The following is a 26,762-nucleotide window of genomic DNA, read 5'->3' as shown; positions in this document are numbered from 1 at the left end:
TAGCATAATTCTATATAAATATCTAGTCCTAATATCTTCACTAATCAACTATTGAAGATATTTTTGTTAACAATAAATCAATTGCTACAGTGTTGCTGCTTCCTTCGGGAATTATAATATGAGCATATTTTTTCGATGGTTCAACAAATTGTTCGTGCATTGGTCTTACTGTTGTTAAATATTGTGTACATACCGAATCTAGACTCCGCCCTCGTTCTTCAAGATCGCGTCTCAACCGACGAATAAAGCGAATATCTGCATCTGTATCAACATATACTAGAATATCACAGCGTTCTCTAATTCGTACTTCATTTAACACAAATAACCCTTCAAGAATAAAAACATCACGACAATCAACTATTTCTACTATTTTGCTACGATTATGCTGTTCAAAATCATAAGTCGGTTTTTGAATACTTTTCCCTTCTTTTAATAAATCAAGATGTTCAATCAATAAATCCATATCAAAAGCTAAGGGGTGATCATAGTTAGTTAAGACTCTTTTATCCATTGATAAATGTGTTTGATCTTTATAATAGTCATCTAATTTAATAATTCTAATTGTATGGCGTCCTTTAAAACAGTCATAAAGCTCTTGTGCAATAGAGGTTTTTCCCGAAGCACTACCTCCCGCAATACCAATAATAACTGGCTTTTTCATCAAATCACTTTCCTTCCCATATCATCCTTTTGTAATTCAACACTGACCGGTATTTGTAGAATCTCCATTGGATGATTAGCTACTTCAACTTCTTCATTATCAGCATTTATAATTTTTGTTACTGGCACAACAACATTTTCGTGATATGGGCTAAAAAACTCAATTTGATCACCAATTTTAAAATAGTTACGTTGTTCTATTGTAGCTATTTGATTAACTTGATCATAGCTGATTACTCGGGCACAAAATTCTTGTGTAGGATGTTCATCACGTTGATTATATAACTGCTTATCGTTACCCGCCTGATCATCAAAGAAACCAGTGCATAAGGAACGATTAGCCGCTTTTTGTATTTCACGATAATATTTCTCAGTCAATTCAAAATTATCAGGATCATTACAATAATCATCAATTAATTTTCGATAGGTCGAAACAATTGTTGCAATATAATGCAATGACTTCATTCGACCCTCAATTTTAAAAGAATCGACTCCTAGTTCAATCAATTCAGGAATATGATTAATTAATGCCATATCCTTACTTGACATACTAAAAGGAATTACACCATCTTGATTAATTTTTTGATTACCTTGATATAGATCATAGTACCAGCGACATGATTGTGAACATCCACCCCGATTAGCATCACGACGTGAAAAATAATTAGACAACATGCAACGACCTGAATAATGAATACACATGGCACCATGAATAAAATATTCAATATCTACATCAGTTTTATCTAAAATAGTTTTCAAATCATCGTAACAAACTTCCCGACCAAGCACTACTCGATCCATTTTTAAATTTTGATAAAATTTAATTGCTTTTGTATTTAAAGTTGATAATTGTGTTGAAACATGAACTTCTAATTTTAAATTCAACTTTTTAGCAATTGACATAATATATGGATCAGCCACAATAATCGCTCTAACACCTGCTTGATCAAGAGCCCGCAGATATTCTTCAATCCCATCAAGATTATCTTGATGTAGAATAATATTGCATGTCACATGAACCGCAGCGCCATACTGATCAGCAAAGGTTACTGCCTCTTTAATATCATCAAGTGTAAAATTTGAGGCTCCAGAACGTAATGAAAATTCTTTTCCACCCACAAAAACTGCATCAGCACCATATTGAATGGCAACCTTTAGCTTTTCTAAGTTACCAGCTGGTGCCAATAACTCAGGTTTTTTTATTATTACCCTTTTTCCGTTAATTACTTTACTTACATTTCTCATTTTCTTCCCGCTTTCTTACATCATCAATCTTATAAACAGTTGCATCAAACATAAAGCTATGATGATATTCGATATTTGGATCCAGTTGATAAAGTTGCGATATTAATTCCTTAGCGACTTTTCCGTAAGTTCTATTTCCAACGCTGATTAAAGCATCTTGATATAAATTAACGATTTCTACTAACTTTAATTCATCGACGTATAAAGATTCTATGTAGAGGTAATCAAAATCTTGAAAACTACTCATTATGTCTAAGCCACACATTTGCTGTTTACTCAAAATATGACATCCATATTGATCCTCATAAATATGACAACTATAATTTACACCATTTGCCTGAATCGTCAGATCATCTGATATTCCAATTGGAATATCCTGATTGATTTCCTTAAAATAATTAGTCAATAGCTTTCTTTTTGAATATGCCATATATTCAACACCATGAACTTGAATCATTGTTTTAACATTAACATTTTTAGCAATTATTTTTTTTTCTTCAAGCGGTATCTCCCGTGCCAAAAAAGCACCATTAATACCTTGAGTTCCCAAGTAATTTAAAGTTGCTTGATTAGTATTTAATGTATCTGGATGATAAATCATCTCAAAATCAAAATTATGCTCATTACAAATCTGTAAAACACCAAAATCTTGAAATAAAATTCCATCAACTCCAATTTGACTCAATCTAATTAAATGCTTTTCTAAGAAATCGATATATTTTTCTTCAACTAGTGCATTTACTAAAACCCATACTTTTTTATCACCTAGGACCTTTTTTAAATTGGCGATTTCATCATACTCAAGCGATAATGCTTGACGACATGAAAAATACTTTGCCCCAACGACAAAATATTCAACACCAATATCCACATAATCATAAATAAATTTTTTGCTATTTAAAGATAATACTAACTTCATTGTGCCACCCTTTTTCTTATCACACAAATACCATCACCAACATGATGATATTCAACATCATAAAGTTCGTTATCAAAGATCCAATCTTTAAAACGCTTTATTTTTTTTACCAGTTGTTTTGTATTTCGATTCTTTATATTATCAATATCAAAAATCATACCATGAAAATCTAAATTATCAACAATACAAATACCTTCGTCTGCCACTAAAGGCATATATTTTTCAAAAAACTTTTGATATTGTGCTTTAGCTGCATCAATAAACAAACAATCATATTTTTTAATTTTCAAATGCTCTAAATCAAATGATAAAGCATCACCATGATGAATAATGATTTGACTTTTTAAATTATTTTCTTCAATATTTTTTACAGCTTCTAAATATCGTTCCTCATTTAATTCAATTGTTTCAACCTTAAAATTATTAATATTACTTACCAACATCATTGCTGAATATCCAATCGCACTACCAATCTCTAAACAACAATGACAATTATGATGTTTAAAAATTTCAATCATAAATTCAAGCCCTTCACGCTGCATTACAGGTATATTTCGGGCTAAAGCATCAGCTTCTATTTTTTCATAATATCTCATTTTAATACCATTTATTTTCCTTTACTACTTGTTGATGTTCTTCATATGTTTTTGAATAGATGACTGACCCGTCTTTCAAAGCAAAGAAGAACAAATTATCAGTCTTTTGATAATTCAGACATGCTTCAATAATGTTTGTTGAAACTGTACTGATTGGACCGACTGGTAACCCTTCATACTTATATGTATTATATTTAGAATCGACTGATAAGTGATTATACGTTACTGCTACCGTTTTAATTTGATTTGCATAATTTACAGTTACATCACTTTGCAGACGCATTGGTTTTTCCAAACGATTCATAAAGACACCGGCTATCTTAGCCTGATCTTCTTTTTGGCCAGATGACTCACATTGTACAACTGATGCTAATGATAAAAATTGATGCATCGATACTTTATTACCACTAATCATAAAATTACTGATTTTGTCTTTATAAGTACTTAAATTACGATCCATTTGATCCAGCATCATCTTTGTAACATCTTCAATCGATGTCTTCTTTGAAGTAATTACATATGTTTCTGGACCAAAATACCCTTCTAACGGGAACATAATATCAGCACTCAAAATACTTTCATCCAAAAACCAGTATTTTTCCACTAAAGTTTGCAAATATTCTTTATTTGTCCATTTCTCTAATACCTCGGTACTATCGATTTCTAATCCCTTTGCTACTTGTTGAGCACATTCAGGTATACGGTATCCATCTAATATCGTAATTTTAGCAGCAGATATATAATCCTTATCTCCTTCCAAAATTGTAAGAATCTTCTTTAAATCCATATTTTTATTTAAAACATAAACATTCGCTTTAAAACTATAACTATTAAACTTTGTATAGATACTAGCAACTGTTTTGCTTTTTAATAGACCTGCCTTATCAAGCTGATTTAAGACCGAAGATGTTGATCCAGATATTTCAACTACTACCTCTTCACTTTTAGAAGAAACAGCACCTTGGCCATTGAAATAAAAAAACACTAAAGCTAGTACAACAATCGTTATTCCAGCAATTGCTCCAATAATAATTTTCTGAGTTTTTTTCATATTCTCCTCCGTCTTAACCATTATATGATATTTTTAGCGCTTATTCAACTTATCTACCGATAATAAAACATGCTTCGTCAGTATATTATGCCAAAAAAAGAGATGAATAATCATCTCTAATAAATAGTCTCAAATTTTGTAATGCAAACCGGCTCACTGACTAGATATGAGTATTTGGTTTCAAAAAGCATTCCGCCTCTCTCATCGCGGTATTCATAACTTTCAACTACTCCACCCTTTTGGCAAACTGCAACAATCCAACGATCTTTAAAGATTGCAATATCACGAGCATTTGGTGAAGTATCAACAAAATCTTTATAAGTCAATAAACCTGTTTCTTGATCTACTAAAAATAATGCTAAACTATCATGACCACGATTAGTAACAAAAATACGCTCCTCTTTTTCGCTAAAAAGCATTTGTCCAGCTAAGCTAGGCTCATCATATTCATCTTTTGGATATGTATCGATGGTTTGAATTAATTCAAATTTCAAATCATTATATTTGTAAACACAAATTGTATTAGATAATTCATTTAAAACATACGCTATTGTTCCAGCCTGGTTGAACATAATCTTTTTAGGTCCAGATCCTGGTTCTAAATCAAATGAATGTTCTTCATCCAAAATAATCTCCTTTGCTTCCATTTTAAAGAGCAGTACTTTATCTAATCCTAAGTCAACAACAATTAAACGTTTTCCATCCGGAGTAAAATCGACAAAATGAGGGTGTGGTTGATTTTGACGTTTTGGATCGATACTATGTCCTTCCAATTTATAATTAAAAATAGGTGCAACTAGTTTTTTCTTATCAATTTTTGCCACCATGATCTCACCGTTATAATAATCAACAGCATATAATTTATCTGCTGTTTCATGATCACCATTAGCACAAGCATGCATATATGTTTTACCTTTATCACTAATTCGCGATACTAATGCTAAAATATCAGCAGTTGCTGCATATGAACAAATTCCACCATCACCACTTGTACCTGTTCTATTTTTATATGTAACACACACAAAGCGCCCATAATTAAAGCTATAGACAGGGTCTGAGGGTGTTTTAAAATGCTTTTTATAAAGTATTTCTCCATTTTCAATATCTACTTGAAATGTATAAATACCACGTGTCTGATCATTTCCATATGAATTGACAAAAAATGATTCAGTAACTCTTTTTTTTCCAAATAATCCCATTAAAGCCATTTCTATACCACCTTTTCTAGTTTAAGAGAAAAAAGCTAAATAATTTAGCTTTTATTAGTTATCGCAGTTACAGTCTCCATGATTACCGCAACATTCATGTTCTTCATCATTATCATGACAGCATCCATTTCCATGGTTTCCACAACATTCATGACCTTCTTCACTTTCAGCCATAAAACTTTGGAAAACTTCTTCAACCATTTCCCATTCTTCCGGTGTTTCTATAGGGAATAATTGTCCAGCATCATCATAGATTGATGCAAATACACTAGGTTCTTCAACTGTTGTATCATAATACAACACATATTGTTTTCCTAATTCCTCATTATTAAAAGTAAATAATACTTCAAATTCTTTTTCATTACCTTGATCATCGATCACTTGGATTTTATTTGCTTCCATTTAAATTCCTTTCTATTGGGCATCTAAGTAGCCTTGTAAAATCGCTACTGCAGCCATTTTGTCAATTACCTGCTTCCGTTTCTTTCGAGAAACATCAGCAAAGATAAGTTGATCTTGAGCTACTTTAGTTGTAAGTCGCTCATCAATTAAAACAACATTGAGACCCGGTACTTCTTTTTCTAACATTTCTTTAAACATGATTGATATTTGTGCACGCTCACCCAAATCACCATTCATATGTTTAGGTAGCCCAAGTACAACCGTTTTGATCTGATGTTCATTAATTAAAGCAACAACGTGCTTTGCGGCTCTATCATAATCATCATCTCGAAAACGGTAAGTCTCAATTCCATGAGCTAACATGCCTAAAGTATCACTGATTGCAATACCACAGGTTCTTGAACCTAAGTCCAACCCTAATATCCGTTCCATCCTACTTCTCCAAATATGATTTGACTAATTCTTCAATAATTTCATCACGTTCAATTTGCTGGATTATATTTCGAGCATTTTTATGACTTGAAATATAAGCAGGATCATTAGAGATTAAATAACCTGCAATTTGATGTACTGCATTATAGCCTCTTTCATTTAATGCATCAATTACTGTTTTAAGATTTTGACGAATCATCTCACGACGCATATCTTCAGAACTGAATACTTTTGTCTTTGTTAAGTCTTGCATATTATTCGACCTCCTTTAAGGCTTTGCCTATAGAATTATTTTACACCAATTACTTAGAAATTAAAAGAAATTTTTAAGTTCTCCCTTGATGTTGGAAATCTTATCATTAATTGGGCAGCCACCTTGAGCAAAATCCGGCTTTCCACCACCGCGACCATCAACAACTGCATTGATTTTTTTAATAATATCACCAGCTTTATATCCAGTTGCAACATAATTTTTAGTCACCCCGACAAAGTATGAACATTTGTCCTCAAATTGTGTTACTAAAATTACAATTCCTTCTTCAATTTTATCTCTAAAATCAAAGGCAAGTTGTTTCGCTTTAGCAGCATCAATCATTTCTTCTACAAACAACACTTTAACTCCATTGATTTCTTGAATATCATTGGCTTTACTTGCTGCATTTAGCGCATTTAATTGTCCGCTTAATATTTCAATCTCTTTTTTAGTGTTGGAAAGTTCTTCAGTTAATGCAGTAACTTTTGCAACTACTTCTTTACGATTTTTAAGTTTTAAAATATTACTAATAATATCAACCGTTTCTTTTTCTTGAACTAACGCTTGATAAGCAGTCTTTCCAGTAACCGCCTCAATTCGACGCACTCCACTACCAACACTCTCTTCAGCCTCAATTTTAAATAATCCAATATTTGCACTGTTTGAAACATGACATCCACCACATAATTCCATTGAATAATCACCGATTGAAACAACCCGAACCTTATCGCCATACTTCTCATCAAACAACGCCATAGCACCACTATTAATGGCTTCATCTTTAGTCATGTGTGCAATATCCACAGCAACTCCATCAAAAATGACATTATTAACCTGATTCTCAATTAATTTAAGTTGTTCATTTGTTATTTTTTCAAAATGAGTAAAATCAAATCTTAAACGATGATCATCAACATAAGAACCAGCTTGATTAATATGTTTTCCAATAATTTCTTTTAAAGCTGCTTGAAGAATATGAGTAGCACTATGGTTAGCAATAATCTTATTTCGCTTAGCTTTATCAACATCTAAAGTTAAAATATCACCAACTCGAATCGTTCCTGTCTTCAATTTAACGAAATGTAAATGCTGTTGATTTGGTGCTTTTAGCACATTAATTACTTCACCCTGACAATTTTCATTATAAACATACCCAGTATCTGCACATTGACCACCCATCTCAGCATAAAAAGTTGTTGTATCAAAAATGACTTCTCCATAATCATCAATTCGATCTGTTTTAACACCATCTTTAAATAATCCAATAACTACACTATTGATATTTGTTGGATCATATTCAAAATTCGATGGTAAATCAAAGGCCATTAAATCAGGTTTCTGACTTGCCATACTTTCACTATCAGTACGTGCTCCACGCGATCTTTCTTGTTGTACTTTAAGCTCTGCTCTAAAAGCCTCTTCATCAACTTTTAAATCTGATTCTTCAGCAATTTCCAAAGTCAATTCAAAAGGAAAACCATAAGTATCGTATAATTTAAAGGCATCCTTTCCACTAATCACACCATCAGTATTTTTTGCGATAATACTACTTAATAATTTTTCACCATTTGTTAACGTCTTATGAAAAGCTTCTTCCTCTTTTTTTACTAAGTCACTAATATAACTTACTTTTTCTGGTAGATAATCATAGAATTCTTTCATAATTTCGCTTACAACATCAACTAAATCATACATAAACGCTTTTTCGATTCCAATTTGCTTACCATAACGAACAGCTCTTCTTAAAATTCTCCTCAAAACATATCCACGACCTGCATTATCAAATAATGCTCCATCAGCAAGTGCAAATGTTACAGTCCGGATATGATCAGCAATAACTCGATAAGCCATCTTATTTTCTTGATATGAAACATTGGCTAATTTTTCTACTTCATGGATAATTGGTAAGAAAAAATCAGTATCAAAATTTGTTTCTCCACCTTGAATAATACTAGTAATTCTTTCTAATCCCATCCCAGTATCGATATTTTTTTGTGGCAACTCTTTATAATCTTCACGAGCTACTCCTTCTTGTGAGTTATATTGTGAAAATACTAAATTCCAAATTTCAATATATCGATCATTTTCTAATTCTTCATAAAACAACTTTGTTCCTAAACCATCAGGATCATATTTTTCCCCACGATCATAAAAAATCTCTGAATCGGGTCCACATGGTCCCTCGCCAATTTCCCAAAAGTTACCTGGTGTTTTTAACATATGATCAACAGCAACACCTTTGACATTAACCCAATAGTCATAAGCTTCCTCATCATGATCATGAACTGTAATATATAATTTATCTTTTTCAAAAGCAAACCATTTTTCATCAGTTAATAATTCCCACGCAAAATCAATTGCATCTTTTTTAAAATAATCACCAATTGAGAAGTTCCCTAACATTTCAAAAAATGTATGATGACGAGCTGTTTTTCCAACGTTTTCAATATCATTAGTACGAATTGACTTTTGAGCATTTGTAATTCGTGGATTATCTGGAGTTATTGTTCCATCAAAATATTTTTTAATTGCTGCTACTCCAGCATTGATCCATAATAAAGTTGGATCGTCATTAGGAATTAATGAGTGGCTAGGTTCAACTTTATGACCTTTGCTTTCAAAAAAATCCAAAAACATTTTTCTAACTTGATTTCCTGTTAATTGTTTCATCTTGTTCTCCTTTACAATATAAAAAGTCGCCCTATTGCTAGGAACGACTTTAATCGCGGTACCATCCTAGTTCATGAAAACTCATGCCCTTACTTGACTGGTAACGTAGCCTACACGGTAATCTTTAATTACTCTCCAAAGTAGCTTTCCTATAAAATGATAAGTATTTTCACCAGCCATACTTTCTCTGAAAGATCTATTTTATAGTACTTTTCTTTTTCAACGATTTACCAAATTATAAACTATCCAATTATATTTTTCAAGACTATTAATTTATATCTTTACATCTTTGCTTTGAGTTCATACATCATATCTTCAACACACTCACATTCACTCAACAAAATCATTAGTGATGCAACTGTTAATCCAATTAGTATTTTGCTTCTTGTCATCATATATCTCACCTCAGTATAGTTTACCTTTATTCAAGAAAATCATACACATTTAAGGTTTCAATTGTTTTAAAACGACTTTTTAAGCTTGTTTTTCGACGACTGTCTTGATAATTTGCTAAACCATGCATAAAAGCTTTAGAGTTTCCTAAAATAAAGAGAGACTGCTTTGCTCTTGTAATCGCTGTATATAATAGATTACGCCGTAGCATAATATAATAATCAGACAAGACCGCCATAATAACGATTTTAAATTCATTTCCCTGCGATTTATGAATCGACATACAATAAGCATGAGTAATTGTGTTAAAAGTATTACTTGTATATTCAACAAAATTACCATCAAAATCAACAATCAGTGTATCTTGCAAATATTCAAAATTATCTTTTCGACATATTTCAACAAGCGTTCCAATATCACCATTAAAAACATCATCATCAGGTCGATTTTTTAACTGCAAAATTTTGTCACCTACACGATATTCCTTGCGGCCAATTTGATATGAATCATTAAATTCATCAATCGGATTAAAAACATCTTGTAAAGCATCATTCAAAGCATCGATTCCAGCCACTCCCTGATACATTGGTACTAGTACTTGAATATCATTTGTGTCATAACCTTCGTCAATTGCTTTTTTTACTATTATCTTAACATTTTTTACGACATCATAGTTTATGCAAGGAAAAAAGTTTATATCCCGATATTGCTCAAAAAGATCCATATTTTCAATTTCATTATGAATAATATGATGAGCCAATTGAATAATTCCTGAATCCTTAGCTTGTCTGAAGATTTCATCTAGCTCAATCGTTTTCACTCCAGCTTCCATCAAATCCTGTAATATATTTCCAGGTGCAACCGAAGGCAATTGATGGTAATCACCGATAAATAATACTTTATTGATTCCTCGACCCGCCTCAAAAAGTTTACTCAACAATAAACAATCGACCATTGAAAACTCATCAATGATCAAAACATCTAAATCTAATGGATTGCTTTTATTCATAGCAAATGTGTTACTATGAAGATCCCATTTTAATAGGCGATGAATTGTACAAGCATAAATTCCAGTTAATTCTGTCAATCGTTTTGCAGCCCGACCAGTTGGCGCAACTAAACCAATTCGATCATCTGGGTATAATGCCGAATACACTTTTAAAAGTGCTTGAACAATTGTCGTTTTCCCAGTTCCAGGTCCGCCTGTCAAAATCATGCAAGAAGACTTTAAAAAATAATTTAGGGCTTCTTTCTGCTTGGCAGCATAACATATACCTTGAGTCTTTTCATAATTTGTCAACAATCGTTCTACTTCTTTTTCATCAAAAAGTTCATCGGGTTTATTTATCCGTATTTTTAAATATTCAGCTATATTTTTTTCAGCCTCATCCATTTCAAAATAATAATACTTATCACCACGTTGAATAATCAATCCTTCATCAATCAATTCATCAAGATATTCATTAAACGATACTTCTTCAATATTATATATTATTTTAGAAAACATTATTTTGATTTCATCAAGGTAACAGTATGTACTCCCAGTATTAAACCCATATTGCTTAATACTGTAAATAATCCCAGCTTTAATTCGATTAGGATTATCAAGTGTCCCACCTGTTTTTAAAGCTAACTCATCAGCTGTTTTAAATCCAATCCCATCAATATCCTCTACTAGTTGGTACGGATTGTTTTGAAGTATTTCTAATGTTTTTTCTTGATAATATGCTTGAATCAAGCCCAAGTTTTTCAGACTGATACCATGTCCCATAAAAAACTGCATTACTTCTTGATCATAATCACCATTAGTCAATGCTTCATAAATTATTTCCCGCCGTTTTTCAGTCATTCCTCTAACCAAATCTAAATTATGTTTATCTTCTTTAATCTTTTCAAGACACTCTTCACCAAGTGTATTTACTATTTGTGTTGCCAAAGCTTTACCAATCCCCTTAAATAGCGGACTAGATAAATATTTAATAATTTCTTCACTTTCTTTTGCATAAATGATACGATATTCTGATAATTTAAACTGTTTACCATATTTAGGATGAATTTCGTAATCACCAATAAAAGCATATTTTTCATAATCATTAAAATTATTCATATAACCATTCATTGTGATCAACTTATCTTCCTGCTCAACTTCAATTAAAGCAACGATATAATTAGAAGATTCGCTATAAAAACGAATCTTCTTAATATAACCTGTATATTCAATCATTATAAATACTTGATTGGCTGCCCATCTTTATAGACAGTTTCAATCGTTCCACCACCAAGACAAATATCACCATCGTAAAAGACTGCAGCTTGGCCTGGAGTCACCGCTTTTATTGGTTTATCAAAAGTTAAGTAAACAGTATCTTCATCAATAAATTCAAGTTGAATTGGATTATCTGGCTGACGATATCTAAACTTAGCGTTACATGCAATTTTATCTATTGGTTTAGTTGAAGCAATCCAGTTCACATCAGTAATCAGAGCCCCGGTTGAATATAACCAATCTTTTTGATCTCCTTGACAAATATATAACACATTTTTATCATAGTCTTTCCCAACGACAAACCATGCATCACCTGGACCACCAATCCCTAATCCTTTACGCTGACCAATAGTATAGTACATGATTCCTGAATGATCACCAATCACGTTCCCAGTTTCTATATCAACCATTTTTCCAGCTTGAGCTGGAATATAATTTTGTAAAAACTCTTTAAAATCACGTTCTCCGATAAAACAAATTCCGGTACTGTCTTTTTTATCTGCTACTGGTAAGTTCAATTCTCTAGCGATTCGACGAACTTCTGTTTTATCTATTTCACCTAAAGGAAATAATGAGTTTTGTAGCTGTTGTTGATTTAATTGACATAGAAAGTATGTTTGATCCTTATTATTATCAAGGCCTTTTAACATCACCGAATCTGCTCCTTGATAATGTTTAACTTGGGCATAGTGACCTGTAGCAATATAATCTGCATTTAAAGTTTTAGCAAAATCTAAAAAAGCTTTAAATTTAATATGCTTATTACATAATATATCGGGGTTAGGTGTTCTACCTTTTCGATATTCATCTAAAAAGTATGTAAATACATGATCCCAATACTCTTTGATAAAATCCACCCTTTTAATAGGAATCCCAAGACATTCAGCTACAGCCTTGGCATCATTATAATCTTCTTCTTGTGGACAGATATCATTATCATTAGTAGGATTACCTAAAATATCATTATTTAACTGGCTATCCCAATTACGCATAAACACACCAATAACATCATATCCTTGTTCTTTTAACAAATAAGCAGCAACTGCTGAATCGACACCACCACTTAATCCTAATACTACTCTTTTTGACATTCTCGTCACCTCACCGTACTATAATACCATTATTCGATTTAAAAAACTACTACTTTAAATCAAAAAAAAAGGATGAAATATCCTTTCTTAACCTAATCTTGACATTGGTAACATTGCTGCTCCGATTGCTCCACAATCTTCTAATTTTGTTCCTAATAACGGAATATATCCGCGCATTCCTACATGAATTTTTGAGTTAAATTGTTCTACTAAGCGATCATAGAAATATTCACGAGATTTCATTACACCACCACCAATTACAAAACAGTGCGGATCAACAGTGTGAGCAATATTAGCAAACATTGTTGCTAATTCTGAAATACATTCATCAACTATACTTTGTGCTTTTAAATCACCTTCGCTAGCCAATCTAAAAACATCTCCAGCATGATTTACTCTATCTTCTCCTAAAAGTTCTTTACCTTTACGAGTAATTGCAGTACCACTAGTTTCTCCCTCAGCAGCCCCTGGATTTAAACCTCCGAATTTATAACCATTGTTTTTAACAATAATATTCCCAATTTCTCCAGCATGTCCTCGACCACCAGAAACTAATTTACCATCAACAATAAAGGCTCCCCCAATTCCTGTTGAAATAGTCACATAATAACATGTCGGATAATCTTTTCCAGCACCTAATAAAGCTTCTGCTAATCCAGCAACATTTGCATCGTTATCAATAAAAGTTGGTAAATTAAAACGATCTGCTAATTTATCACAAATTGGATAATTTTCGAATCCAGGTAAATTTGTTGCCATGATCATTGTACCTTTTACTGTGTCAACAGGTCCAGGTACCCCAATACCAATTCCACTTACACCTTGTAAACCACCACAAATTGATGTATCTAAACTTTCAATTTGACGAATGATTTTAGCACATACATAGTCAGGACCATTTTCTCTTTCAGTATTATCTTTTACTTCACTATAAGTTTTACCATTTTCATCCACCAGCAAAGTACGAACATTAGTCCCACCTAAATCAATTCCAATATAGTATTTCATATCTTTCCTCCTATAATCTATGTAAATAATTATACAATAAACAACTCTTTATTTAAAGGTGTCTATAACAAACTTTTCTCTATTTTTTCAAACAAAGCCGGCACAGGGCAAATTATCTCTTTATCTTGAAGATAATTTAGTACACCAAAGGTTTTTACAAATTTTATTTTATAAGCATGCAGCAATTGATTATTTAAACCAAAAGTCTTCTTAATATATTTATTCAGTTCAAAATCTCCATATTTACGATCACCAATAATTGGGTGTTCAATACTTGATAAATGTACTCTGATCTGGTGCATCCGTCCAGTTATTAATGTAACCTCAACAAGACTATAATCACAATTATATTTTAACGGCCTAACAATCGTTTCCATCGTTAAAGCCCCAGGATAGTCTTTCTTTACTAATTTAACTTGAGCCTGATTCTCTAACTTGATCATATATCCGTGTAAATTTCGCTGATGATTCAATTGTCCGCGACAGATCGTTAAATATTTTTTTTCAATGCAATGACGTTGCTTTATCATTTCATTGAGATTTTGCAAAGCTGCCAAAGTTTTACCAAAAATTACAATTCCACTAGTATTCCTGTCTAAACGATGAACTGGTCCTGGCATAAAAGTATTTTCTCGACTTAGATCTAGTTCATTTTTTGAAGCAAGATAACTTAAAACCTGATTTGTTAAAGTATTAATGCTTTCATTTGCATCCTCATGAACTAAAAGCCCTGCTGGTTTAAAAACAATCAATACATGTTTATCTTCATAAAGAACACTAAACGTTTTATTAACCTCATAGATACTTTTGGTTTCTGTAAATTCTTTGAATTTATCATCATATAAAAACATTTCGACCTCATCATCTAATGATAAAATATATTTTTCATCCACTTTTTTCCCATTTACTTTGATATCTTTTTTTCGAAACATTTTATATATAAAATTATTTGGAGCATTAACTAGTAACTTTTTTAAATATTTATCAATTCTTTGATTAGCATCATTTTCTGTTATTTTTAATTTTTTCATTATATCACCTTGAAACATTATAACAAAATTTGCTAAAAACGCCTAATACTTTTATTGTAACCCTTTACATTTTATGAAACTGATGCTATAATTGACTTTGTTAAGTGAAGTATTTCGCTTTACATACCCCCTATTATCACCCTTACGTGAAATAATAGAAAAAAGTATGCACCCCCGCATACTTTTTTTGTTATACTTTTAATGAGGTGAAACTAATGGAAAAGAAAATATCATCAGAAATAATCTATGATGGAAAAATTATCACTGTTTATAAAGACAAAGTAGAATGTGAAAATGGGAATCTCGCAACTCGAGAAGTAGTTCGACACCACGGCGGAGTTGGCGTTCTTGCTATTGTTGATGACAAAATTTTATTAGTAAAGCAATATCGGTATCCTAATGCTGTAGATACTTTAGAAATTCCTGCGGGTAAATTAGAATTAAATGAAGATACTGCTATATGCGCTTTACGAGAATTAGAAGAAGAAACTGGCTATAGTGCTAAAAAGATAAGTTTAATTTCTAAGTTTTTACCAACTCCTGGTTATAGTGATGAATGGCTTTATGTATACGAAGCTCATGATGTTTACAAAGTCGAAAATCCTTTAGAGTGTGATGAAGATGAAGTAATTGAATTAATTAAAATGGATATTGATACCGCTTATCACAAAGTAGTTAATGGCGAAATCTTTGATTCTAAAACAATGATTGCAATTTTGCATGCTTATATTAATAAAAACAAATCATAATGATTTGTTTTTATAAAAAAAGTTTCACCAAAGTGAAACTAAACAATCTAATTGGCGGTCTGGACGGGACTCGAACCCGCGACCTCCGCCGTGACAGGGCGGCATTCTAACCAACTGAACTACCAGACCAATATAATGGCGGAGACAGAGGGATTTGAACCCTCGCGCCAGTTTCCCGACCTACACCCTTAGCAGGGGCGCCTCTTCAGCCTCTTGAGTATGTCTCCGTCTGTTGCTTAAACATAATATCATATGTAAAAAGTTTTTGCAATAATTTTAGCCAACTTTTTTCTATAAAAACTTACTCTACCTGATAAAAAAGCAAATTATTTCGTTTAAATCAGTCTTATTTAAAAAATAATTTTTTTATTTTTTTAAAGGAGCAGACCCTTGCTCCTTTTATCACACTAAAATAACATAACAATTATTCCAACACTAATTCCCAAAACAATTGCAAAAGTAACATCGCTCAAATAATGGACAAACAAATACAATCTTGAAAAAGCCATTAATGCAGCAAAAATCATGCAAATAAAGCCGACTCTAGGAAAAAAGAAACATACAGTCGTTGCGCATGCAAAGCTTGAAGTAGTATGTCCTGAAGGAAATGAATAATCACTCGGAACTGGAATCAACATTTCAACATCATGATATGTATGACATGGTCGCTTACGCCTTACAATCGACTTAATTGTCACTTGACCGATGACTGTTGCTAATATTAGCGCTGCCAGCATTTTTTGAGAAAGCAGCTGTGTTTTATCATTAAGACTTAAAAGTAAAATTAAAACAAGCCAAATCATTCCAAAATCACCAATTCCAGCAATAAACTTCATCGCACCACTAAAAAAACGATGATGATAAAACTGCGGAAAAAAGTGCGATGTTTTAACATCTATTTCTTTAATCTTCTGCAAAATTCGCATCATCTTCCTCCGCTTCTGTAATTAATAAATAAATCATTTTAACTATATAGACTATTATTACATTAAAAATAATGAACAATACTAATTTTACTGCCATTGTCGATAATAAACCATTACCCGCAATTAAACTAGAATAATCAGGAATAAAACTTAGTAGAGCATTTAAGCTGTTAAAAATAACCGCATATATGGATAAAACTAGATTAACATAAAAATCAATAATGCTTTTAATTATTCCAGCAACAATACCTGGTCTCTGAATAAAATCTTCAAAACCGATAAAAATTATTAATCCTAAAAATGATATCAGTCCCACCACGATAACAGTATAGACAAAATTAATAAAATAAGACAATAGTCCCCGTTTTTCTAATAATATTTCATCATTTGACTTTTCAAATAATTCTCCCTCTTCCAACTTAGTTCCAGAATTACCATTAATAATATCCATCAATTCATTAACGCGTTCAGGATCACATCCTATCGCTGTTCTTGTTTTTGAAAATTCATCATCCTGATATAAATTCTCTCTTTTAAAAACAGTATCGGCAATTTCGTTGTCAGTTTCTGAAACTTCTTCTGACTCTAAAACCTCTTCAATTGACTTTTCCAAAGTTGCAATACTTTGGGGATTAGAAAAATGTTCATCATCCACTGGCGCTACAATAACATCTTCATCTTCAAATAACGATGTATTGACGGTATCAGCTTCACGATTTGCAATTTCTCCCAAAAAATAATGATATGTATTGCGAACTAGTTCAATCAACTGCTGATCATTTTGATACTCTTCAAGCAGCTTAGCGTATGTTTTATCTAGTGTTTCAATATCCATATCACTAGACATCCCTAATAACGGCGAAAATATTTCCATTGTATCGTAACGTGCAAAAAGAAAAATATTAATAATTTCTAAATTATTTCTTGCAATTTTAAATACCCTTGGACCAATCGATTCTTGTACCAAGCATAAATCACTTAGATAAATTACATTGATTAAACATTGATTAGCTGCATAAAGAAGATTTGGATAGTTTGCAATTACAATTGCCTCACTTGGTTTGCAGTTCATTTGTTCAAGAGTTGTTTTTAAAACAGCAGTATCTGGTAATGGTAGATTATCGCTATCGCCGCCAATAACAAAATCAACTTTGTCATACAATCTTGTTAATTGTAAATATTGAATTGCACGTTTTGTTTTATGAGTTGAAACCACAGCAATTTTAATCTCTTTTTGTTTAAAAAATTGTAACAGTTCATCCGTTCCCTCTTTTTTTATTGTCTCAGGCTTTAACTTTGCATACTCGTATAAATCACGTTCAATCAACTTATTAATATCATCGGGATTAATATCTTTAGAAATTGGAAAATCATTATACATTGTTTTCATATTTCCAAGGGCTTCCTCGAAAATATCTTTAGTTAATTCAAAATTGTGAGTTTTACAAATCCTTTTAAAATAATTAAATCTAAGCCGATTTAGATCTAATAATCCTCCATCCAATGATAAAATAACTACTTTTATATTGTTAATAGTTTGTTTGTAGAACATTGCCAGATCACTCCATTCACCTAGTAATTATAGCATAGCTAATGTCATTTTTCATTAAATTTAACTTGCTTTTATGTTTAAATAGGTGTATTATAATATCTGTCCTCTCTCCTTAGCTCAGTTGGTAGAGCAACAGACTCTTAATCTGTGGGTCCACGGTTCGAGACCGTGAGGGGAGACCATTAATAAATTTCCGTAATTCTTATTTATATAAGTTTTACGGTTTTTTTATTATAAAATCATAACCACGCCTAAAAGACGTACTCGCCCTGTAAGGGCATGCTGTTGCGCTAGTCATTCGACCACTGAACGCCTTGACAACCGCAACGTCATTTGCTCACTGACCCTCAAAGGGTCTTTTACTTTTTTTTCTTTTTCTTGTACCCTTCCACTGGTTCTCCTGTGAACGGGTCAATAAATTCTTCCATACTCATTTGATTACTCAACTTATCTTCCGCCAACTGATTTTGAATATATTCTCTCACTGTCTTCTCGTTCTTTCCTACTGTATCTACAAAATAGCCTCTTGCCCAAAATTTTCGATTTCCATATTTATATTCCATACTTGCATGACGATCAAATATCATAAGCGTTGACTTGCTTTTCAGGTATCCCATGAACTCCGCCACAGAATACTTTGGTGGTATTTCTAATAGAAGGTGAATATGATCAGGACATAACTCTCCTTCTATCAGCTCTATTCCCGGTTTTCTTTCAATTAAGGTCTTTATAATTAATCTTATATCATGTCTTAATTTATTGTATATTACCATCCTTCTAAATTTTGGTACTATTACAATATGAGATTTACATCTATATGATGTATGTGATAAACTTTTTGTGTCTTTCATAGACTAACCTCCTCGTTATTTTATTTGCAGCTGCCAGGCTACAATTATTATATCACGAGGAGGTTTTTTACCCAGACGCTAAAGCTTTATTGTTACCACGCGCATAGCACGTGGTTTTTGTTTCACAATAAAAAACACTATGTCATGCATAGTGTTTAAAACATCGTCGCCATTAACAATACTGCGATTAGATTTTTTGCAGCATGTAAAATGATCGGAGCTATAATTGTTTGACGTTTTTCATATACGATTGAAAAAGATAAACCTGCCATCATATATGGAATCAATTTAATCCATTCACTCATATCACCAGCTAAAATATAGCTGTAAACATGTAACAAGCCAAATAGGAATGCTGAAATCAAATGAGCCCAAACCATATTTTTTTGCCGTAAACTGTTGAAAATCAGACCTCTAAATAACAACTCTTCAATAAATGGTGCAATAATTACTGATTGAAAAAACATTAATAGAAAATTAGATTGCACAAGAGTTTCCACTAATGTCTGGTTAGCTGCTTCGCCTGATTGAGGGGCTACAAGATTGACAATCAGTTCCCCTGCAATTGAAAATAAATATGCTAAACCAATCCCGATCGTAAGCACCCATATTATATTTTCCAAAAAGTCTTTTTTAAAAACAAGCCAGTTTTCTTTAATAAAACCCTTAAACACAATAATCAAAGGAATAGCAGTTGCAATTCCGATGAATAAATTAAAAAATGCATTTAAACTATTAGTTGAAAAATCATTAGCTATATATACTGTATATAGCTTCAAAAAATAATTAATTACAATTGGTGCAAAATAAAGATACCAGGGAAAAATCAATATGACCCCTATCGCCTTTTGCCTACTATTTAATTTAATTTTTTTTATCAAATTCAAATTAACACCTCGTTAAATATTATTTTTATCTTCTAAATCAATTTCTTCAAAAAATACTGCTAAACTAGTATTTAGTTCAGCACCAAACAAATAAGTAGTCAAAGCCGCCACGATAATATTCAAAATTAATGGAATCGGTAAAATCATCTCAACAACAGCAGAAAGTACTAATACTAAGATAGCCCATCCTAAATATGACAAATACAGCATAAATAAAGTTCGTTTATGTCCTTTCATTAAACGAGCTGATTCACTCATTGCCTTGGCACCGCGTATATTATATTTTTCTAATACAAAAGGTGTTAAAGCAAATACCAAACTATAAATAAACGCTACAATTGCAATAATGATGATACCAATAAAAAAGATTACTCCTAGTGTTCCTAATGCTTCAATTACAGTTGGATCATTTAAATATGCACTTACATTAGTAGAGTATACAGCAGCTTGCTCAATAATTGCTCCTAATTGAGAAAAAACATTACTGTCTACTGTAAATCTAGCAATTACGAATATGATTAATCCAAGCAGCATCATAATCACCAATAATAATATTTCTCTAATAAAATATGTGCCAAATAAATCTTTAAAACGTCTTAATCCGACTACCCCATCTTGTTCAATAGTGACCTCATCACCTTGTTCATTGACTGTTTTTAATGCAGTTACCACATTCCCATGACCAAAGGGCAACATTATAATAGTTACAATCAATGAAAGAAATGGTATCACCCCGCCAATTTCTGAACCAATATAATTAGCCAAAGTTGTTATTACACTAATAAACACAAATACTGTAACTATATTATTACGATTAACTAAAACACTTTTAGCCTTTAATTTAATATCACGAACATTCATCTTTCCTCTACCTCCATGGGGCTATTATAGCAAATATCTGACTCAAAAGGAAACTATTTAATATCCAAGCTTGTCTTAATTGCTTGATTAATCAGATTCATTACTTGGCTATCAATCATTCCAACTTTTTCTTTAATTCGCTGTTTATCAATCGTTCTAATTTGTTCTAGTAAAACTACACTCTTTTTTTCCAATGAACTGCAATCAACCATCACATGGGTTGGTAACGGATTTTTTGTTAATCGTGAAGAAATTGGCGCAATAATCACTGTTGTCGAATATCGATTGCCCTTATTATTTTGTAAAACAATCACAGGTCGATATCCTCCTTGTTCACTCCCCACTACCGGAGATAAATCAGCATAATAAATTTCCCCTCTATGTATCATATCTACAACTCCTTTAGTGCAGTATATGAATTAGAACTTTTTTTATTCTATGAAAATCTTTTTACTAATCGGATAATTATGATATGATATTTGCGTGGAGGTAAAAAGATGATAACAGCAGTAATTTTTGATATGGATGGTTTAATGATTGATAGTGAGAGAGTTACATTCGAGGGATATAAGCATGTATTAGCTAAACATAATTTAACATTGTCATTAGAAGCCTATAAAACTCTTTTAGGAAAGCCTGTTAAAGCAGTCTATGAGCTTTTCCATAAAGATTATGGCGACGATTTTGATGTTGAGGAAACAATTAAAGCAGTTCATCAATATATGGCTGACTTATTTGAAAATGAAGGGGTTCCTTTAAAAGAAGGATTAATTGAGTTACTAAAGTATTTAAAAGAAAACGACTATAAAACAATTGTTGCAACCAGTTCACAGCGTCATCGTGTTGATCATATTTTAGAATTATCTGGTTTACAAAAATATTTTGATGATTCCATTTGTGGTGACGAAGTAACAAAAGGAAAACCTGATCCTGAAGTATTTTTAAAATCATGCCAAAAATTAGGAATTACGCCCGATGAAGCTCTGGTTCTCGAAGATTCTGAATCCGGAATTAACGCTGCCTATAGTGCAGGCATTAAAGTAATTTGTATTCCTGATTTAAAATACCCTGATCATAAGTTTGCGATAATGACTAATAAGATCATGGACAATTTATCAAATGTCCGTGATTATTTGGCGAATGAAAATCATTAAATAAACACCAAGAATTAATTCTTGGTGTTTATTAATTTATCGATAAACATAACAATTCTTTGTGTATTATGACCATCTTGATATTTAAAAAACATATCTCTAAATGCCTTAATATCATATTTTTTATTACCTTGCAAGGCTGCAATAACTTGCGTTTCATTATAACAGATTGCTCCGGGCATGACCCTTCGATAATCCACAAAACATCCTAATGTTTCAATATATTCATCTAAATCCGGAACAAAAAAACACATTGGTTTATTTAATAAGGAATAATCAAAGATAATTGATGAGAAATCAGAAATCAAGACATCACAAACTGCGAATAAATCATGAGTATTTTCATGATTCATATTAATCACTCTAGAATCGTCTGATAGCGTAGTTTTCAATAACAATGGGTGAAATTTAAAGATTATTACGTATTCTTCTCCCAGTGCATTTAAAACTGCTTGAGCATCAAAGTCAACTGTTTTAAAACCCTGATAAATATTTCCTCTAAAAGTCGGTGCATATAAAATAACCTTTTTTCCTTTTAGAATCGGATATCTACTATACATACGTGCTTTCGCTTGTGTTAAATAATATGGATCAACAAGATGATCCACACGTGGCATTCCTGTAATAATAACGCCCTGCTCGGAAACGTTGAAAGCTTCTTGATAAGGCTGCTTCCAATAATCACTATTTGCAATCACATAGTCATAATTTTTAATAGGATATTCACGTTTGATAGCATTTCCAAACTTTTTGATTGCTCCAGTCGCATGCCATACCTGAATAACTTTAACGCCAGGTCGTTTAAAATTACTAATTACATAGTTATTGTCTGTAATCAAAACAACTTTAGAAGTATTAATTACATAAATTTGCTTAATACAGTTTAACATATACAAAAAATTGTTAATTAAACTTTTTTTATTATAATTTATTAATACCATTTTTAAACTATATTTGTTTTCTTTTTTTAACTCCTGATAAATAAGTTCAAGATCACTTTCAAGTTGATTCGACTCTAATGAAATAAAGGCTATTTGTCCTTGCTTGATTGAACATCTTAAAACAAATATATTGGCTATTTTTAAGATAATATTAATAATAATTTTCTTTATTCCCATCTCATCACCTACTTTAATAAAATTTCAATAACCCGTTTACTCGCATTGCCATCTTCATGATTATTAAACTGTTCATTAAATATTTGCAATCGATTATAGTCAAATTTTTCAGAGAAAATTTTTTGGATCAATTCATCCTCACTTTCAATAACATCGCCTGGTAAATCATGATAAATATCTAAATAAAAGCCTCTTAACTCATCACGATAAGTGTCTAAATCATACATAAAAAAATAAATTGGTCGTTTTAATATTGCATAATCAAAAAATACACTTGAATAATCTGTAACTAAGACATCGGCAATTAAATACAAGCTGCTAATATCTTCTTTAGGATCAATGTAGTAGACAAATTCTTTAACTGCCTCTAAATCAAAATCATTTACAATTAAATAATGGGGTTTAAAAATAACAATATAATCTGTACCTAGAATTTTTTGCCACTTTTTAAAGTCAACTTCTAATTTAAATGTATACCCTTTTAAATTATATGAATTGTCACGCCAAGTTGGCGCATATAAAATTATCTTCTTACCCTCAGGTAAATTTAATTTATCTTTTATTTTTTTTATATCATCAGAATTATAATTTGATAAAATATCATTTCGTGGATATCCCGTTTCAATCAAGCGCTCTCTCTCAATCGCAAAAGCACTTTGAAAGACTTCAGTTGTAAAAGCACTAGGACTAATCATATAATTATACTTACTTACATCATTATCGTAGGTTGAACGCATTTCTTCAACGCTCATTTCACTACGATAAAAGGTTGTTCCTTCTGGAACTTCAATATCATGTGCTAATTTTTTTAATGGTGTCCCATGCCATGTTTGTAAATAAACTTGGCTATCTTTTTTCAAAACATATTTTGGGAGCTTACAATTAGCAATCCAATATTTACTACGCGCTAGATAGAAAAAATAAGCAATACTAAAATACTCAATAATTCTAGCATTTTCAATTTTTAATTTTTTTTGTTTATGATTTTTTATTGCATAAATGCAACGATAATCAGCATATTGTGAATGTTTTGAAAGATATTGGTGAATTGCCATTGGATTATCAGAATAACCGCGACCATGAAAAGAAATAAAAAGAATTGTTTTTTCCTGACAAGGAATAAATCGATATACGAATCGATATAAAATTCTGATTAACTTACCGAGTAGTTTCTTTAATATTTTCATTTACTTTCCTCCCATAAAAATAAGGGGTAAACCCCTTATTTAAAAACTGCTTCAACAACTCGCATAGCAGCATTCCCATCTTCCCATGAACAAAAACGTTCATAAAATTGTTCATAACGTTGTTGATATTCTTGATTCAAACTATTCAGATTCTTGATTTTATCAATAACTTCTTCAGTAGTATAAACCAATGGTCCTGGTAATTCTGTTTCCATATCAATATAAAAACCTCTTAATACATCACGATATTTATCTAAATCATACGTATAGAATAACATCGGCCTTTTTAAATTAGCATAGTCAAAAAACACACTAGAATAATCCGTAATACAAATATCACTAATTAAATAAATTTCTGTAATATCATCATACTTACTCAAATTATACGCAAACTCTTCTAGTCCCGTAACATCTAATGCATCAGCAATATAATGATGTGTTCTTAACAATACAACATATTCATCACCAAGCTGCTGCTTTAATAAATCTAAATCTAATTTCAATTTAAACTTATATTTACCATTTCCATAATACTCATCATCACGCCATGTCGGAGCATACAAAATAGTCTTTTTATCTAGAGGAATCCCTAATTTTTTCTTCAATTCTAAAGCTATTGCATCACGGTTTGGTAACGATAATAAATCATTTCTTGGATATCCTGTTTCCAGCATGTTACCATCGTACATAAAACAACTTTTGAAAATATCACTAGAGAATTTATTCGGTGCAATCAAATAATCCCATTCTTGTTTTTGACGATAAAATTGAGCTTTATAGGTCGGCGAAGCAGCAGTAACCTCTTCTTGATCAAACGCTAAACGTTTCAGTGGCGTTCCGTGCCACGTTTCTAAAAAAACTTGTTCCTCCCGCTTTCTAAACCATAATGGCTGACGAATATTAAAAACAAAATATTTAGAAACGCCTAAATAATAAGCATATTCCCTTGTGAATCTTTTGACAATCTTACCTTCGTAAGGCAATTTTTCTTTAGGATCATTTAATACCCAAATAAACTTATATTTACCTGGATAATTCTTCGCTAAATATTCGTAAATATATTTAGGTGAATCTGCATAACTTTTTCCCATAAAAGTTTCAAACATAACCGTATTTTCTTCAAGCGGTTTATTAATATATTTATGACGATATAAATATTTATTCATCTCGTTTTTATTTTTTAAGATCTTTTTAAACTTTATTTTTGCTAAATGCCGGCTTACAGTCTTCTTTGCTAACTCAAGATCACCATTTAGACCAGCTTTGATCATTTTTTTACTATAACGAGAACTTTTATTCAATAAACGAGGATGAATATTTTTTAATATTTCTCCCATTGCTTTAAATCGTTCGTTACGCCAAATATCATCTTTACTGCGCCGAATCTTTCGTGCAAAAAACTTTGTGTAATATCTAAGCATTTTCGAATCTAAATAATAACGAATATAACTATCTGGAGCTACTAAAGAAGCACTATAGCGATAAGCCATCAAAAATTCATCAAATTTATTTTCAGAATCTTTTATTTGTGATAAAGCAGGTGTATTGATTGGATCATTATGTTTTCTTTTAACAAAAATTGCTTGTTCAACACGATCAAAACTCTTTGCGTAATTAACTAATTGGATTACAAAAGGAACATCAGTGTAATAGAAAAAATCTTCGTTAAAACGAATTTGATGCTCATCAATCAGTTTCTTTTTTATTAAAACATTTAAGACAGAAATATTACGAATAGCATGTCGGCTCCGAATTAAAACATCTACCATATATTCATCAACATTATTTTGGTCATATACTTTTTCAATAAATTTATCATCATAATCATGATCTTTATCTTTTAAGTTTAATTCATTATTTTTTTCATCACCCATGGTCTCAAAAACTTTCTTTTTGAACCATGTAAAGCGTCTAATTCCTGCAACTAAATCTAAATCATTTTGATTAGCACAAGTAATTAATAATTTTAAAGTATTTGGCATCAAATAATCATCACAATCAATAAAATAGATATATTCACCACTTGCCTGTTCTAAGCCAATATTTCTTTTTTTAGCAACACTAGAATTTTCTCCAGCTTCAAGGATTTTTAAATTAATATCATACGCTTTGATATCTTGATCAATCTCTTTTTTATTATTTACAACAAGTAAAGTTTCATAATCATTTAACCGCTGTTCATAAACACTTTCTAGACAATCATGTAAATACTGTTTGTAACGATCGTAAGGGATAATTATACTAAGTTTCAT

At 31.4% G+C, this 26,762-nt stretch carries 25 protein-coding genes, 3 tRNA genes and 1 other annotated feature; of the genes, 3 read left to right on the top strand and 25 right to left on the bottom strand.

Annotated features, from left to right (window positions below; genetic code table 11):
• Positions 1 to 40 precede the first annotated feature (40 nt).
• The 14 genes from udk to EYR00_RS06765 form a co-directional block, all read right to left on the bottom strand.
• The gene (gene udk, locus EYR00_RS06830; protein WP_003538113.1) at positions 41 to 661 is read right to left on the bottom strand and encodes a uridine kinase; all 621 of its coding nucleotides are present in this window, start codon (positions 659 to 661) and stop codon (positions 41 to 43) included.
• Positions 661 to 1,905: a peptidase U32 family protein gene (locus EYR00_RS06825; protein ID WP_003538111.1), complete on the bottom strand. Its 1,245-nt coding sequence runs from the start codon at positions 1,903 to 1,905 to the stop codon at positions 661 to 663. Before EYR00_RS06825 ends, udk begins: the two co-directional genes overlap by 1 nt.
• The gene (locus tag EYR00_RS06820; protein WP_003538110.1) at positions 1,889 to 2,824 is read right to left on the bottom strand and encodes a U32 family peptidase; all 936 of its coding nucleotides are present in this window, start codon (positions 2,822 to 2,824) and stop codon (positions 1,889 to 1,891) included. The genes EYR00_RS06825 and EYR00_RS06820 overlap by 17 nt, the downstream gene beginning before the upstream one ends.
• Positions 2,821 to 3,420, bottom strand: a complete 600-nt coding sequence (locus EYR00_RS06815; protein ID WP_003538109.1) for an O-methyltransferase — start codon at positions 3,418 to 3,420, stop codon at positions 2,821 to 2,823. The genes EYR00_RS06820 and EYR00_RS06815 overlap by 4 nt, the downstream gene beginning before the upstream one ends.
• A 1-nt stretch (position 3,421) precedes the next feature.
• Positions 3,422 to 4,471, bottom strand: coding sequence for an endolytic transglycosylase MltG (mltG, locus tag EYR00_RS06810; protein ID WP_008791803.1), 1,050 nt, complete (start codon positions 4,469 to 4,471; stop codon positions 3,422 to 3,424).
• Between the two features lie 116 nt (positions 4,472 to 4,587).
• Entirely contained in the window at positions 4,588 to 5,679 is a 1,092-nt protein-coding gene (locus tag EYR00_RS06805; RefSeq protein WP_003538107.1) for a beta-propeller fold lactonase family protein, read from the bottom strand.
• A gap of 54 nt (positions 5,680 to 5,733) precedes the next feature.
• Complete coding sequence (locus tag EYR00_RS06800) at positions 5,734 to 6,081, bottom strand: DUF1292 domain-containing protein (RefSeq protein WP_003538106.1); 348 nt, start codon at positions 6,079 to 6,081, stop codon at positions 5,734 to 5,736.
• Positions 6,082 to 6,093: 12 nt separating this feature from the next.
• On the bottom strand, positions 6,094 to 6,513 hold the full coding sequence (ruvX, locus tag EYR00_RS06795) for a Holliday junction resolvase RuvX (protein ID WP_003538105.1): 420 nt from the start codon (positions 6,511 to 6,513) through the stop codon (positions 6,094 to 6,096).
• Position 6,514: 1 nt separating this feature from the next.
• Positions 6,515 to 6,766 (bottom strand): IreB family regulatory phosphoprotein, encoded by a 252-nt coding sequence (locus tag EYR00_RS06790; RefSeq protein WP_003538104.1) that lies wholly within the window; start codon positions 6,764 to 6,766, stop codon positions 6,515 to 6,517.
• A gap of 60 nt (positions 6,767 to 6,826) precedes the next feature.
• Complete coding sequence (gene alaS / locus EYR00_RS06785; RefSeq protein WP_003538103.1) at positions 6,827 to 9,436, bottom strand: alanine--tRNA ligase; 2,610 nt, start codon at positions 9,434 to 9,436, stop codon at positions 6,827 to 6,829.
• A 36-nt stretch (positions 9,437 to 9,472) separates the two neighbouring features.
• Positions 9,473 to 9,668, bottom strand: a binding site (T-box leader).
• Between the two features lie 189 nt (positions 9,669 to 9,857).
• Positions 9,858 to 12,053: an SF1B family DNA helicase RecD2 gene (recD2, locus tag EYR00_RS06780; protein ID WP_003538102.1), complete on the bottom strand. Its 2,196-nt coding sequence runs from the start codon at positions 12,051 to 12,053 to the stop codon at positions 9,858 to 9,860.
• Complete coding sequence (gene mnmA / locus EYR00_RS06775) at positions 12,053 to 13,186, bottom strand: tRNA 2-thiouridine(34) synthase MnmA (RefSeq protein ID WP_003538101.1); 1,134 nt, start codon at positions 13,184 to 13,186, stop codon at positions 12,053 to 12,055. Before mnmA ends, recD2 begins: the two co-directional genes overlap by 1 nt.
• Positions 13,187 to 13,273: 87 nt before the next feature.
• The gene (locus tag EYR00_RS06770; protein WP_003538100.1) at positions 13,274 to 14,194 is read right to left on the bottom strand and encodes an ROK family protein; all 921 of its coding nucleotides are present in this window, start codon (positions 14,192 to 14,194) and stop codon (positions 13,274 to 13,276) included.
• 62 nt (positions 14,195 to 14,256) lie between these two features.
• Complete coding sequence (locus tag EYR00_RS06765) at positions 14,257 to 15,225, bottom strand: RluA family pseudouridine synthase (RefSeq protein WP_008791807.1); 969 nt, start codon at positions 15,223 to 15,225, stop codon at positions 14,257 to 14,259.
• A 215-nt stretch (positions 15,226 to 15,440) separates the two neighbouring features.
• On the opposite strand from EYR00_RS06765, the gene EYR00_RS06760 reads away from it, so the two are divergent.
• Positions 15,441 to 15,974, top strand: a complete 534-nt coding sequence (locus EYR00_RS06760; protein WP_003538097.1) for an NUDIX hydrolase — start codon at positions 15,441 to 15,443, stop codon at positions 15,972 to 15,974.
• Positions 15,975 to 16,026: 52 nt separating this feature from the next.
• On the opposite strand, the gene EYR00_RS06755 is transcribed toward EYR00_RS06760, so the two are convergent.
• The 4 genes from EYR00_RS06755 to EYR00_RS06740 all read right to left on the bottom strand — a co-directional run bounded on the left by EYR00_RS06755 (position 16,027) and on the right by EYR00_RS06740 (position 18,452).
• Positions 16,027 to 16,103 (bottom strand) — tRNA-Asp (locus tag EYR00_RS06755).
• Between the two features lie 7 nt (positions 16,104 to 16,110).
• A tRNA-Ser gene (locus tag EYR00_RS06750) sits at positions 16,111 to 16,201 on the bottom strand.
• Between the two features lie 180 nt (positions 16,202 to 16,381).
• Positions 16,382 to 16,900 carry a phosphatase PAP2 family protein gene (locus EYR00_RS06745; RefSeq protein ID WP_008791810.1) on the bottom strand — a complete coding sequence of 173 codons (519 nt, stop codon included), beginning with the start codon at positions 16,898 to 16,900 and terminating at the stop codon, positions 16,382 to 16,384.
• Positions 16,878 to 18,452 carry an HAD hydrolase-like protein gene (locus EYR00_RS06740; RefSeq protein ID WP_003538095.1) on the bottom strand — a complete coding sequence of 525 codons (1,575 nt, stop codon included), beginning with the start codon at positions 18,450 to 18,452 and terminating at the stop codon, positions 16,878 to 16,880. Before EYR00_RS06740 ends, EYR00_RS06745 begins: the two co-directional genes overlap by 23 nt.
• Before the next feature lie 106 nt (positions 18,453 to 18,558).
• Between EYR00_RS06740 and EYR00_RS06735 the strand changes: the two genes are divergently transcribed.
• Positions 18,559 to 18,634: transfer RNA gene (locus EYR00_RS06735), tRNA-Lys, on the top strand.
• 177 nt (positions 18,635 to 18,811) lie between these two features.
• Here EYR00_RS06735 and tnpA read toward each other — a convergent pair.
• The 4 genes from tnpA to EYR00_RS06715 all read right to left on the bottom strand — a co-directional run bounded on the left by tnpA (position 18,812) and on the right by EYR00_RS06715 (position 21,440).
• The gene (gene tnpA, locus EYR00_RS06730; RefSeq protein WP_182481625.1) at positions 18,812 to 19,303 is read right to left on the bottom strand and encodes an IS200/IS605 family transposase; all 492 of its coding nucleotides are present in this window, start codon (positions 19,301 to 19,303) and stop codon (positions 18,812 to 18,814) included.
• Between the two features lie 155 nt (positions 19,304 to 19,458).
• Positions 19,459 to 20,190 carry a CPBP family intramembrane glutamic endopeptidase gene (locus EYR00_RS06725; RefSeq protein ID WP_008791812.1) on the bottom strand — a complete coding sequence of 244 codons (732 nt, stop codon included), beginning with the start codon at positions 20,188 to 20,190 and terminating at the stop codon, positions 19,459 to 19,461.
• Positions 20,191 to 20,202: 12 nt separating this feature from the next.
• On the bottom strand, positions 20,203 to 21,051 hold the full coding sequence (locus tag EYR00_RS06720) for a DUF975 family protein (RefSeq protein WP_003538092.1): 849 nt from the start codon (positions 21,049 to 21,051) through the stop codon (positions 20,203 to 20,205).
• A gap of 53 nt (positions 21,052 to 21,104) precedes the next feature.
• On the bottom strand, positions 21,105 to 21,440 hold the full coding sequence (locus EYR00_RS06715) for a type II toxin-antitoxin system PemK/MazF family toxin (RefSeq protein ID WP_003538091.1): 336 nt from the start codon (positions 21,438 to 21,440) through the stop codon (positions 21,105 to 21,107).
• Between the two features lie 108 nt (positions 21,441 to 21,548).
• On the opposite strand from EYR00_RS06715, the gene EYR00_RS06710 reads away from it, so the two are divergent.
• Complete coding sequence (locus EYR00_RS06710) at positions 21,549 to 22,205, top strand: HAD family hydrolase (RefSeq protein WP_003538090.1); 657 nt, start codon at positions 21,549 to 21,551, stop codon at positions 22,203 to 22,205.
• Positions 22,206 to 22,219: 14 nt separating this feature from the next.
• Here EYR00_RS06710 and EYR00_RS06705 read toward each other — a convergent pair whose 3' ends face one another.
• From EYR00_RS06705 to EYR00_RS06695, 3 genes are read right to left on the bottom strand one after another with little or no spacing between them, the layout of a single operon-like run.
• Positions 22,220 to 23,323 carry a CDP-glycerol glycerophosphotransferase family protein gene (locus EYR00_RS06705; RefSeq protein ID WP_003538089.1) on the bottom strand — a complete coding sequence of 368 codons (1,104 nt, stop codon included), beginning with the start codon at positions 23,321 to 23,323 and terminating at the stop codon, positions 22,220 to 22,222.
• An 8-nt stretch (positions 23,324 to 23,331) separates the two neighbouring features.
• On the bottom strand, positions 23,332 to 24,510 hold the full coding sequence (locus tag EYR00_RS06700; RefSeq protein ID WP_003538088.1) for a CDP-glycerol glycerophosphotransferase family protein: 1,179 nt from the start codon (positions 24,508 to 24,510) through the stop codon (positions 23,332 to 23,334).
• Positions 24,511 to 24,545: 35 nt separating this feature from the next.
• Positions 24,546 to 26,762: a bifunctional glycosyltransferase/CDP-glycerol:glycerophosphate glycerophosphotransferase gene (locus tag EYR00_RS06695; RefSeq protein WP_003538086.1), complete on the bottom strand. Its 2,217-nt coding sequence runs from the start codon at positions 26,760 to 26,762 to the stop codon at positions 24,546 to 24,548.

The sequence above is a fragment of the Thomasclavelia ramosa DSM 1402 genome, from assembly GCF_014131695.1.
GTDB lineage: Bacteria > Bacillota_I > Bacilli_A > Erysipelotrichales > Coprobacillaceae > Thomasclavelia > Thomasclavelia ramosa.
This window is presented reverse-complemented; position numbering and strand designations above follow the sequence as displayed.

What these genes read in the sequence shown, in the direction of transcription:
- udk (WP_003538113.1), bottom strand. Translation starts at nt 661, where the DNA reads ATGAAAAAGCCAGTTATTATTGGTATTGCGGGAGGTAGTGCTTCGGGA.
- EYR00_RS06825 (WP_003538111.1), bottom strand. Translation starts at nt 1,905, where the DNA reads ATGAGAAATGTAAGTAAAGTAATTAACGGAAAAAGGGTAATAATAAAA.
- EYR00_RS06820 (WP_003538110.1), bottom strand. Translation starts at nt 2,824, where the DNA reads ATGAAGTTAGTATTATCTTTAAATAGCAAAAAATTTATTTATGATTAT.
- EYR00_RS06815 (WP_003538109.1), bottom strand. Translation starts at nt 3,420, where the DNA reads ATGAGATATTATGAAAAAATAGAAGCTGATGCTTTAGCCCGAAATATA.
- mltG (WP_008791803.1), bottom strand. Translation starts at nt 4,471, where the DNA reads ATGAAAAAAACTCAGAAAATTATTATTGGAGCAATTGCTGGAATAACG.
- EYR00_RS06805 (WP_003538107.1), bottom strand. Translation starts at nt 5,679, where the DNA reads ATGGCTTTAATGGGATTATTTGGAAAAAAAAGAGTTACTGAATCATTT.
- EYR00_RS06800 (WP_003538106.1), bottom strand. Translation starts at nt 6,081, where the DNA reads ATGGAAGCAAATAAAATCCAAGTGATCGATGATCAAGGTAATGAAAAA.
- ruvX (WP_003538105.1), bottom strand. Translation starts at nt 6,513, where the DNA reads ATGGAACGGATATTAGGGTTGGACTTAGGTTCAAGAACCTGTGGTATT.
- EYR00_RS06790 (WP_003538104.1), bottom strand. Translation starts at nt 6,766, where the DNA reads ATGCAAGACTTAACAAAGACAAAAGTATTCAGTTCTGAAGATATGCGT.
- alaS (WP_003538103.1), bottom strand. Translation starts at nt 9,436, where the DNA reads ATGAAACAATTAACAGGAAATCAAGTTAGAAAAATGTTTTTGGATTTT.
- recD2 (WP_003538102.1), bottom strand. Translation starts at nt 12,053, where the DNA reads ATGATTGAATATACAGGTTATATTAAGAAGATTCGTTTTTATAGCGAA.
- mnmA (WP_003538101.1), bottom strand. Translation starts at nt 13,186, where the DNA reads ATGTCAAAAAGAGTAGTATTAGGATTAAGTGGTGGTGTCGATTCAGCA.
- EYR00_RS06770 (WP_003538100.1), bottom strand. Translation starts at nt 14,194, where the DNA reads ATGAAATACTATATTGGAATTGATTTAGGTGGGACTAATGTTCGTACT.
- EYR00_RS06765 (WP_008791807.1), bottom strand. Translation starts at nt 15,225, where the DNA reads ATGAAAAAATTAAAAATAACAGAAAATGATGCTAATCAAAGAATTGAT.
- EYR00_RS06760 (WP_003538097.1), top strand. Translation starts at nt 15,441, where the DNA reads ATGGAAAAGAAAATATCATCAGAAATAATCTATGATGGAAAAATTATC.
- EYR00_RS06745 (WP_008791810.1), bottom strand. Translation starts at nt 16,900, where the DNA reads ATGCGAATTTTGCAGAAGATTAAAGAAATAGATGTTAAAACATCGCAC.
- EYR00_RS06740 (WP_003538095.1), bottom strand. Translation starts at nt 18,452, where the DNA reads ATGTTCTACAAACAAACTATTAACAATATAAAAGTAGTTATTTTATCA.
- tnpA (WP_182481625.1), bottom strand. Translation starts at nt 19,303, where the DNA reads ATGAAAGACACAAAAAGTTTATCACATACATCATATAGATGTAAATCT.
- EYR00_RS06720 (WP_003538092.1), bottom strand. Translation starts at nt 21,051, where the DNA reads ATGAATGTTCGTGATATTAAATTAAAGGCTAAAAGTGTTTTAGTTAAT.
- EYR00_RS06715 (WP_003538091.1), bottom strand. Translation starts at nt 21,440, where the DNA reads ATGATACATAGAGGGGAAATTTATTATGCTGATTTATCTCCGGTAGTG.
- EYR00_RS06710 (WP_003538090.1), top strand. Translation starts at nt 21,549, where the DNA reads ATGATAACAGCAGTAATTTTTGATATGGATGGTTTAATGATTGATAGT.
- EYR00_RS06705 (WP_003538089.1), bottom strand. Translation starts at nt 23,323, where the DNA reads ATGGGAATAAAGAAAATTATTATTAATATTATCTTAAAAATAGCCAAT.
- EYR00_RS06700 (WP_003538088.1), bottom strand. Translation starts at nt 24,510, where the DNA reads ATGAAAATATTAAAGAAACTACTCGGTAAGTTAATCAGAATTTTATAT.
- EYR00_RS06695 (WP_003538086.1), bottom strand. Translation starts at nt 26,762, where the DNA reads ATGAAACTTAGTATAATTATCCCTTACGATCGTTACAAACAGTATTTA.